The 9,365-nt window shown below is 29.4% G+C and carries 11 protein-coding genes and 1 pseudogene; 8 read left to right on the top strand and 4 right to left on the bottom strand.

What is annotated here, in order from left to right; all coding sequences use genetic code 11:
• Both SPD90_RS14425 and SPD90_RS14420 read right to left on the bottom strand, forming a co-directional pair.
• The coding region (locus SPD90_RS14425; RefSeq protein ID WP_320925692.1) for a hypothetical protein at positions 1-573 on the bottom strand (573 nt) is incomplete at its 3' end.
• A gap of 30 nt (positions 574-603) precedes the next feature.
• The gene (locus tag SPD90_RS14420; RefSeq protein WP_320625304.1) at positions 604-822 is read right to left on the bottom strand and encodes a hypothetical protein; all 219 of its coding nucleotides are present in this window, start codon (positions 820-822) and stop codon (positions 604-606) included.
• A 321-nt stretch (positions 823-1,143) separates the two neighbouring features.
• Here SPD90_RS14420 and SPD90_RS14415 point away from each other — a divergent pair, with 321 nt between their 5' ends.
• Positions 1,144-1,851 (top strand): Ltp family lipoprotein, encoded by a 708-nt coding sequence (locus SPD90_RS14415; RefSeq protein WP_320925691.1) that lies wholly within the window; start codon positions 1,144-1,146, stop codon positions 1,849-1,851.
• 164 nt (positions 1,852-2,015) lie between these two features.
• Here the strand turns inward: SPD90_RS14415 and SPD90_RS14410 are convergent, their stop codons facing one another.
• Positions 2,016-2,516, bottom strand: coding sequence for a hypothetical protein (locus SPD90_RS14410; protein WP_320925690.1), 501 nt, complete (start codon positions 2,514-2,516; stop codon positions 2,016-2,018).
• A 247-nt stretch (positions 2,517-2,763) separates the two neighbouring features.
• Here SPD90_RS14410 and SPD90_RS14405 point away from each other — a divergent pair, with 247 nt between their 5' ends.
• A complete protein-coding gene (locus tag SPD90_RS14405; RefSeq protein ID WP_320625302.1) occupies positions 2,764-3,519 on the top strand; it encodes an ABC transporter ATP-binding protein in 756 nt (251 codons plus the stop codon).
• The gene (locus SPD90_RS14400; protein ID WP_320925689.1) at positions 3,506-4,309 is read left to right on the top strand and encodes an ABC transporter permease; all 804 of its coding nucleotides are present in this window, start codon (positions 3,506-3,508) and stop codon (positions 4,307-4,309) included. The genes SPD90_RS14405 and SPD90_RS14400 overlap by 14 nt, the downstream gene beginning before the upstream one ends.
• Before the next feature lie 54 nt (positions 4,310-4,363).
• Here SPD90_RS14400 and SPD90_RS14395 read toward each other — a convergent pair whose 3' ends face one another.
• Entirely contained in the window at positions 4,364-4,855 is a 492-nt protein-coding gene (locus SPD90_RS14395) for a GNAT family N-acetyltransferase (RefSeq protein ID WP_320925688.1), read from the bottom strand.
• A 130-nt stretch (positions 4,856-4,985) separates the two neighbouring features.
• Between SPD90_RS14395 and SPD90_RS14390 the strand changes: the two genes are divergently transcribed.
• The 5 genes and pseudogenes from SPD90_RS14390 to SPD90_RS14370 form a co-directional block, all read left to right on the top strand.
• The gene (locus SPD90_RS14390; protein WP_320925687.1) at positions 4,986-5,393 is read left to right on the top strand and encodes a putative ABC transporter permease; all 408 of its coding nucleotides are present in this window, start codon (positions 4,986-4,988) and stop codon (positions 5,391-5,393) included.
• 87 nt (positions 5,394-5,480) lie between these two features.
• Entirely contained in the window at positions 5,481-5,774 is a 294-nt protein-coding gene (locus SPD90_RS14385; RefSeq protein ID WP_320625495.1) for a hypothetical protein, read from the top strand.
• A gap of 642 nt (positions 5,775-6,416) precedes the next feature.
• Complete coding sequence (locus tag SPD90_RS14380) at positions 6,417-8,483, top strand: S8 family serine peptidase (protein WP_320625494.1); 2,067 nt, start codon at positions 6,417-6,419, stop codon at positions 8,481-8,483.
• Positions 8,484-8,597: 114 nt separating this feature from the next.
• Positions 8,598-8,879, top strand: coding sequence for a phage holin family protein (locus SPD90_RS14375; protein ID WP_320625493.1), 282 nt, complete (start codon positions 8,598-8,600; stop codon positions 8,877-8,879).
• 252 nt (positions 8,880-9,131) lie between these two features.
• Positions 9,132-9,365 (top strand): annotated as a pseudogene (locus SPD90_RS14370) (hypothetical protein); the annotation flags it as partial.

Below are 9,365 nucleotides of genomic sequence, written 5' to 3'. Positions count from 1 at the left end.
TTTTAAATTTTCATCTCCTATATTTTTTAGGTAAGAAGCTAGCTCGTCAGTTAAGTCAAAAAAATCTCTTATGTAATTTGTTTGTGAAGCTTTTTCTTTTAAAAATTGATGCCAGATGTTGAGTCTCAAAACTTCATCTTTAAAATCATAGGTTGCATCTAACCATTTAATTAACCTCGAGAAATTATTTAGAGTATAGGGATTATCTAATTTTTGAGGATTAGAATACAGCGAAGTATTTATCCTACCGCGAATTACATCGATTTGAGGTTTAAATTTAGAATTTCTTGATTTATTTAAAATATTGTATATGGGAGATAGGTATGGTTTAAAATTAAAAATGTAATCTTTATATTCTCTGAATAAAACTCCGATTAAAATAATCTCAATAGAGTAGTATTTGCTGTCTTTTGGATCTTCAATATTTCTAGATTTTAAATAAAGCTTGAAGTCATCTATGTATTTACTAGATTTATTTAAAGCTTCGTCGATTAGCTTATTTCCAAGTTTTTTTATTGTAAAATAGTATTTTTCATAATCGCTATTTTCAGATTTTAATGAATATGTTACCACGTTAAATCACTTCCCCCATAAAAATATTTATTATTTGCAAATTATTTCGCTTAATATATCGTTTAAATAATCTTTAGTAAATTCTAGGTTTTCGTAGAATAAAAACATTGCAAATTGATTTGGATTTAATTCCCCGTTTTCTTCAGTAAGTTCGTTTATGCGTTTGATTAGTTCTTCTGAAGAGTATTTTTGTGTTAGTAGATTGTTGAATGCTTTTTCTGTTATAAGGTTTAATTCTTCTTTAGTCATTTGTAACTTCCTCCTCGATTGTTTATTAATATATTATACAATTTATTTGTGTTAATTTATACTGTTTTAGGTAAATTATTCTAATTTTAGAAATAAAATCCTAGTAGGAAATTATATTAAAAAATAATTATCAAAAATCAAAATATAATATTATTATTCAATACAAAAAAATAAAATACTAATTAAAAATTAAAACCCCTTCACCTGTACAAAAATAAGTATACGAATGTAAATAAATGGAATTATAGTAATTACTAATACAAATTGTAAAATTATGATATAATTATAAATGTAAATAAAAAACATGTGGAGGGATACAAAATGAAGAGTAAACATGAAAAAGTAAAAAAGCCATTTTATAAGAAATGGTGGTTCTGGCTGATTGTAGTAATCGTTATTGTTGGAGCTGTGGGAGGCGGCGATACAGAGGATTCAAATGTAGCTACCGAAACTAATAAAGTAATTACTGAAGAAAAAAGCGAGGAAATAAATGAAACAAGTGCAGCAGAAGACAAAGATACATCAGAAAGTCAAAGCGAAGATTCAGAAGAAAATACAGAAGAAGACGAGGATGTTCCAACAGAATACAAATCTGCATTAAACAAAGCTCAATCATATGTAGATCTTATGCATATGTCTAAAGCAGGACTTTATGACCAACTAACATCAGAATACGGCGAAAAATTTTCAAAGGACGCTGCTAAATATGCTGTAGACAATGTAGATGCCGATTGGAAGGAAAATGCGTTGAAGAAGGCACAGGAATACAACGATACTATGTACATGTCAAAGGCAGGTCTTTACGATCAGCTAACATCAGAATACGGTGAGCAATTTACGAAAAAACAAGCAAAATACGCTGTAGATAATGTAGATGCCAACTGGAAAGAAAATGCATTGAAAAAAGCAAAGGATTATCAAGAATCTATGAATATGTCTAAATCTGCAATTTACGACCAGTTGACATCAGATTATGGTGAACAATTTACAGCAAAACAAGCTCAATATGCTATAGATAATCTTGATTAAAAATAATTATATAATTTAATACCATAAAAGTAGAGCAGTTTAATAGCTGCTCTTTATTAATCTTTTTTAAATTTTGATGTTTTATTTGGGGTTTTATATTTATATTCAACAAGCTCTGCAAGAACTTTAAAATAAATAGCTATTTGATAATATATATTAATATACTATTTAGTGTAATCTTCTCCTTCATATTCAACTTTATTACTCTCTATGTATATAACACCATTTCCTTTTTCATTACTAATACCATTTTCAACATCTAAAGTGCAGTATGTAAAAAAACAATCAGAAAAATATAATCCTGTACCATCAGAAAACCTTAATTGAACCCAATTATAATCTGTATCTTTAACATAATCTTTATAAAATTGGATTAATTCTTCATCAGTTAAAAATTCGTTATTGCAAACAGCATCAAGATATGTTCCTATTCTTTCTGTTTTTGTACCATTCATAACAGGTCGCTCACTAGGTGTACCTATCGAATTGTATCCAACTGTTTTATTTTCTTCCTGTTCAACTTCATCCTTTTCTTCTTGATCTTCTTTAGAATTTTGTTCAGTTTCTGTTTTTTCATTTTGTTCTTGAGAACTTTCTTCTACAGAACTAATTTCAGTTGTTTTAGAATTATTAGAACTGCATCCAATAAGACCAAGACATAACATAAAATATAAAATAATACTTAATATTTTTTTCACTACAATTATCCCCCTAATTTTACTTTATTTTTAAATTTTATATTAAAATGCTTTCTATTATGCATTCAAAGAATCATTTAATAATATTATACAATTTATTTTTAAAAAATATATAAAAATAAAAAGTTTTACTAAACTAATCTAATTTATGGTACAAAACATCCAATATTTTAATAATATAAACTATGCCAAGTAAATTATAGGGGGTGACAACATGGGGAAAATAGTAGAAGTAAAAGATTTGACGAAAAATTTTTACACTAAAGATGGCGAGATGGAGGTATTAAAAAATATAAGCTTTCACGTAGACGAGGGCGAGATATTTTCAATACTTGGACCATCAGGCAGTGGCAAATCTACTATTTTAAACATTTTGACAAAATTACTAGAGCCTACTTCTGGGGAGGTCGATATAAACGGCACGATAGGATATATGTTTCAGAGGGATCATTTACTGGATTGGAGAAATATAATGGATAATATTACCATAGGGTTGGAGATTATGAAAAGGAAGGACGCGAAATCTATTGAGAGGATAGAGCGCTTGTTGAAGACTTATGGACTTTGGGAGTTTAGGAATATGTATCCAAAGGAATTGTCTGGAGGGATGAGACAGAGGGTTGCCCTGATTAGGACTCTGTCAGTGGACCCTGATATACTTCTTTTAGATGAGCCTTTTTCTGCACTTGATTATCAGACTAGGCTTATGGTAAATGATGATGTTTATAGGATTATAAAGAATGAAAATAAGACTGCTTTGCTAGTAACACATGATATAAGTGAAGCTATAGCAATGTCCGACAAAATTGCTGTTATTTCAAAACGACCTTCTATTATAAAAAGTGAGCACAAAATTGAGTTTGAGGATTTAAAAGACGACAGAACTCCTTTTAAATGTAGAAAAGTACCAAAATTTCAAACTTATTTTGATATCCTATGGAAGGAGATAGATAATTATGAACAACAATAAAGCCTCTGTAGGATACAAAAAATATCTAAGAGATATAAAAATAGAAAAAGTAAAAATATTTTTCATACAGATATTACTTTTGGTATTTTTAATGGCGATTTGGGAAATACTAGCTAATAGAGGTGTTATTAGTACGTTTTTATTTAGTAAGCCATCTGAAATATACGATTTATTCATGAGATATATGGGCAACGGAGAACTACTTATACACGTGAAGACATCTGTATATGAGACAGTGTGGGGTTTATTTATAGGAACAGGTCTAGGTATATTGATTGCAATTATGCTTTGGTGGTCGCCTAAGCTATCTAAGGTTCTAGATCCATTTTTAGTTGTGTTAAACGCACTTCCCAAGACTGCCCTAGCGCCTATTATAATAGTATGGGTAGGTGCTAATATGAAGGGGATTGTAGTTACTGCTGTGACGATTTCCATAGTTGTTACTATTTTGTCTGCATATAATTATTTTATAAATGTAGATGAGGAAAAGGTAAAAATGCTAAAGAGCTTCGGTGCAACTAAAATCCAGATATTAAACAAGCTAATTTTACCTGCAAATATAGGTAATTTGATAAATATAACTAAGATCAATATAGGTCTGTCTTGGGTCGGCGTAATAGTAGGTGAATTTTTGGTTTCTAGAAATGGGATAGGATATTTGATAGTATACGGTAGCCAGGTGTTTAAGCTCGATATAGTTATGATGGGTGTATTTGTTTTAGCAGTTTGTGCATGGGTTATGTATGAGGCTGTTAATTTAGTCGAGAAGCTTTATAATAGTCGTAGGTAGTAGATAAAAGAAATAAAGCTATGGTTTTAAAATCATAGCTTTATCTATATAAATTTAAAATTCTAATAACATATCATTCCACTTAGCATCGCCGTGAGTGGAATTTGAAACTCCTAGATGTCTATATCCAAAGCTTTCGTAAAATCCAATCAAATGATCCTTGCAAGTCAAGATAATTCCCTTTTTATTTCTTTCTTTGCTGACTTTTATCAAATGATTCATAAGCTGAGATGCATATCCGTTGTGTTGATACTCGGGAAGTACATCAAGTCCAAAAACTGTTTGATAAGCTCCATTTGGATTGTGCATAGATAAATCGTGGTAAAGTTCATCTGGAAGCTCTGGCTTATCTGTAGAACATCCATTTACAAATCCTATTACATCTTTGTCTAACTCTGCTATAAAAAATGACTCTGGAAAAGCAGAGAGTCTTTCTTTTAGAGCATCGTAAGTTGCAGCTTCTGCCTCTGGAAAACACTTAGCTTCTATATTATATACAATATCTAAATCGTCTATTGTTGCATTTCTTATAAATAATTTATTCATGGTTATCTCCTTTATCTAAATATTTCCATAAATAATGTTAATACATTTTTGAATAATATACAAACACAAAAGAATTATTTATCGAAAAAATTCATATTATTAACTAATACATATGTTAGGGGGATTTTATTTGAAGGACTTTGTTGTAAAGGAAATTTTGATAGTTGTGATAATGGGATGTGTGTATACGAATATAGAGATGATTTTTAGGGGACACACGCATCCGTCTATGATAATAGTCGGAGGATTGTGTGGGGCTTTTGCAGGAATTATAAATGATATCACGCCGAAAATGAAAATGTATAAACAATGCATACTGAGTGCTGTTATTATAACTTTAATTGAGTATGTATCAGGATATATTTTAAATATTAAATTAAAGCTTGGAATTTGGGATTATTCAAATCTCAAATATAATTTAAATGGGCAGATTTCACTTTTGTTTAGTTTTATATGGATATTTTTGAGCTACTTTGCTATAAAATTTGACGATATGCTAAAGAACGATCTTTGCAGAAGAAAAAATATAGATCGATAATAGAGGGAATTTGTATAAATTTATAGAATTATTAAATATAGTATTATCATATTTATCAATTTTAACTAAAAATGGAGGATGCTTATCATGGCTAATGAAACTATAAAATGTAAACGATGTAAAAATGATGCAAAATTGATCAGTGCTTCTAAAAATTTTATGCAGATGTGTTTTTATTCTCTAGTGTGTGCTTTAGTATGTTCTCTTATTCCGGCTATAGGTTCAGCTATTGCTCCTGTTTTTGTAATACTTGCCGTAGTGTTAGCTTTAGTGTCTTTATTTATGAAATACAAGGGCGGTGCAATTGTACAGTGCGACAAGTGCAATGCTAGGTATAAAATTACGAAATACGAATACGATGAATATAAAAAAACAAATTAAAAATAAAAAAAGATATCTAATAAATAGCAGCTAGATATCTTTTTTTGCTTAAAACATATATCCTATACTAAGTGCGATTATCATCTGTCCTATATAATAAGTAGCTAAATTCAAGCTCTCCATAAATTTAGGACAATCCTTATAAAATAAAACAAAGCATAAAAATATAAGTTAAATAAATCAGAATTGTTAAAGAAACTACTAATGATACACATAAAATAAACAATCGAAAAACTCCTTATAATGGTTATCCCTACCATTGAAATCAACAGTAGGGATGGGAGAATACATGAAAATTACACATCTAATAGAAGATATATTTTTCAAAAATATAAAACTATATATTTATATATTAGCACAAAAATCCAAAAAAGTATCAAAAATTAATAAATTTTTATCAATCTTTTTCAATAAAATGTAAAATTTATAACAATTAGAGTGGATATATTTGTCGTTTGGAAAAAATTACAAAACTGTAAATCGTTATATAAAAAAATAAGTGTTTTATAAACTTATTTTCATGTTATAATTGAATATAAATTTATAGATATTATAAAAATATATTTTCCTAAATTATAAATATAAATAAGGAAATATTTATAGTATTTAAAAATTAATTTAATTAAAAATGGGGGACTTATGATGGTTTTTAAGAAAAAGGTTATATCTTTATTTTTATCTTTATCATTAGTATTACCTAATATAGGGACAATTTATTCGTATGCAGAAGAAAAAAGTTCTTTAAATGCAGAGCAAAATAAAATCGAAGCAGAAAATGCACAAAAGGAAAAAGTATCAAAACAATTAGAAGCAAAATTTGATTTAGAAAAAGCTGAGGGTGACTATGTGGCATCACAAGTTAACAAATACAAGCTTGATCATAATTTTGAGTATGCAGTAAAAGAGGTTTTGGATTACTATTACGATGAAGGTAAAGACGAAGAAATCGAGCAATTTAAAGATTCTATCGATTCAAGAGCTGATCAAATAATAAAAGACTACAAAAAGGCAGCAGAAGAAAGAGATAGCGAAATCGATGACTTAGGCTATATGCCAGGTCAAGTAATCGTTGAATTCAAAGATGATGTCGATGAAGATTTGCAAGATGCTGTAGTTGCTAATCTAGACGGTGAAATCGATCAAGTAAACGACGATAATGTAGGAGTAATAGATATATCTAACTCAGAAACTGTAGCCAAGGCATTAGAAAACTACGAAGACAGCGACTGTATAGAATCAGTACAGCCTAACTTTGTATATAAGCTAGTATCTTCAAGTAGCTCAAAAGCAGCTTCTACTACAAGTACAAATGATAAATATTCAAGCAGACAGTATTATTTAGAAAAATTAAAAATATACGATGCTTGGGATTATCTAGATACAATAAGCACTAAAAAAGTAAAAGTAGCAGTACTAGATACTGGATTAGATGTAAATCACCCAGATTTACAAGATAATCTTTACTTAGCAAAGGATGCTGTAAATGGTTTTACTAATCTGAAAAAAGACCGCTGGCATCACGGAACACATGTATCTGGAATATTAGCTGCTACAACTAATAACTCTACAGGTATAGCAGGTGTAGGAAATAACAAAATAGATTTAATAGCAATAAATGTATTTGTAGGAAGTGGTGAAGATGCTTCAGCCCTTACAAGCGATATTTTAAAAGGATATAAATACGCTGTTGAAAAGGGTGCTAAAGTAATAAATATGAGTTTAGGAAGACTTGTAGATGATAATTTCTATAGTACATATGATCAAAAGCAAGATAAATTATTAGAAAATGCTATTGAAGATGCAGCAGCTAAGGGAGTTGTTACTGTATGTGCAGCTGGAAATGATAACAGCACTATGAAATTTTATCCAGCTGACTTCGATGCCTGTATATCTGTAATAAATATAGATAAGGACGATCAAAAGGCATATGATTCAAATTACGGAACTAGAAAAGATATATCAGCTTATGGAAGAGAGATATACAGTACAATACCTTATTCAAATGGAAAAAGATATATGTACGATAGTGGAACATCAATGGCTTCTCCTATAGTAGCAGGTGTTGTAGCACTTATGAAATCTAAAAATCCATATGCATCTGTAGAAGATATAAAATCAACTTTATACTCTACAGCAGACGATATAGGAAAAGCAGGAAAAGATAGCTTCACAGGCTATGGAAGAGTAAATGCCCTAGAAGCAGTAAAAGCAACTAAGAAGAATATGGCTTCACCTACTATAGACACTATAGATTCTTCTGATACAGTTGTAACTGGTACAGCTTCATCATATGCAACAATTAAAGTTTACAATGCAAGCGGAGCTTTAATTGGTTCAGGCAAAGCTTCCTCTGCTGGAAAATACAGCATAAGTATACCAAAGCAATCAGGAGGAACTACTATCAAGGTAGTGGCTTCAAAATCAGGCTATTATTCAAAATCAGCTACAAAGACAGTATTAAAGAGATTTACAGCGACATTTACTGCTAGCACCATTTATTCAACAACTACTAAGGTAACTGGTAAAGGATCAAAGGGAGCAACTATTAGAGCATATGTAAACGGAAAACAAATAGGTTCATCAACTACTGTAAAATCAACAGGAAGCTATACACTTACAATACCTAAACAAAAGAAAAAAACAGTTGTGACTATAAAAATGAGTAAGACAGGATATGTATCTAAGAGTATTACAAGAACTGTAAAATAAATATAAAATGAAGGCCAACGGACGAAAATCTGTTGGCTTTTTATTTGTCAAATATTCGCTTTAAAAGTAGCATTATTTTTATTTTCTGAATAATATGTTACAAGAGGTGATTTTATGGATTTAAGTGAGTATACTCAATATATGGTGCCGATAATCATCGCATTTTGTATGTGTGTTGGGTATGTTATAAAAAATAGCTTGGATTTTATTCCAAATAAATATATTCCGCTGATTCTATTGATTTTAGGTACAGTGTTAAATATTATGATAAATAAAAATTTTTCGCCAGAAACATTTATGGCAGGCGCGATAAGCGGTCTAGCTAGTATTGGTACACATCAGACATGTAAGTGCCTAAAAAATCAAAAGAAATCAGAGGACAATATAGATAGTTGATTGTATTTTTTAGTGTATGTCAAACTTATTTTTGACATGCACTATTTTTTTGAAAAGATGAAGAAATAAAATAAGATTTATTATACATATACTTAGCTTAGAACCATTGTAAATATGTTAAATGATTTTGTGAGGTTATGTATGAAATAGATTTTGTTTGGACATAATATATCCAAGAATTTATATAAAAGTAAGAATATTCAAGATTAGATATTTCTATTATGAATTACTAAAATTAGAAAGAGGTGCATTATGTTTCGACAACAACATTCAAATATGTTTAGTTCTAAAAAAGTTAGATCAATGGTAGATAATTTAGATATAGAGGAAATGAGCTCTTTTATAGCGTTAGCTCAAGAAAAATTAAGAAATTTATATAATTTAGGTTTTTATGATGAAAAAGAGGGAAAAGACAAAATTTTGGAAGGTAGATTTAAAAAAGGTCTTAAATGCCCTAAATGTGGGAATTCAGAGCTAAATAAAAAT

This window comes from Intestinibacter sp., assembly GCF_034113885.1.
Classification (GTDB): Bacteria; Bacillota; Clostridia; order Peptostreptococcales; family Peptostreptococcaceae; genus Intestinibacter.
This window is presented reverse-complemented; position numbering and strand designations above follow the sequence as displayed.

What these genes read in the sequence shown, in the direction of transcription:
- SPD90_RS14420 (WP_320625304.1), bottom strand. Translation starts at nt 822, where the DNA reads ATGACTAAAGAAGAATTAAACCTTATAACAGAAAAAGCATTCAACAAT.
- SPD90_RS14415 (WP_320925691.1), top strand. Translation starts at nt 1,144, where the DNA reads ATGAAGAGTAAACATGAAAAAGTAAAAAAGCCATTTTATAAGAAATGG.
- SPD90_RS14410 (WP_320925690.1), bottom strand. Translation starts at nt 2,516, where the DNA reads ATGTTATGTCTTGGTCTTATTGGATGCAGTTCTAATAATTCTAAAACA.
- SPD90_RS14405 (WP_320625302.1), top strand. Translation starts at nt 2,764, where the DNA reads ATGGGGAAAATAGTAGAAGTAAAAGATTTGACGAAAAATTTTTACACT.
- SPD90_RS14400 (WP_320925689.1), top strand. Translation starts at nt 3,506, where the DNA reads ATGAACAACAATAAAGCCTCTGTAGGATACAAAAAATATCTAAGAGAT.
- SPD90_RS14395 (WP_320925688.1), bottom strand. Translation starts at nt 4,855, where the DNA reads ATGAATAAATTATTTATAAGAAATGCAACAATAGACGATTTAGATATT.
- SPD90_RS14385 (WP_320625495.1), top strand. Translation starts at nt 5,481, where the DNA reads ATGGCTAATGAAACTATAAAATGTAAACGATGTAAAAATGATGCAAAA.
- SPD90_RS14380 (WP_320625494.1), top strand. Translation starts at nt 6,417, where the DNA reads ATGGTTTTTAAGAAAAAGGTTATATCTTTATTTTTATCTTTATCATTA.
- SPD90_RS14375 (WP_320625493.1), top strand. Translation starts at nt 8,598, where the DNA reads ATGGATTTAAGTGAGTATACTCAATATATGGTGCCGATAATCATCGCA.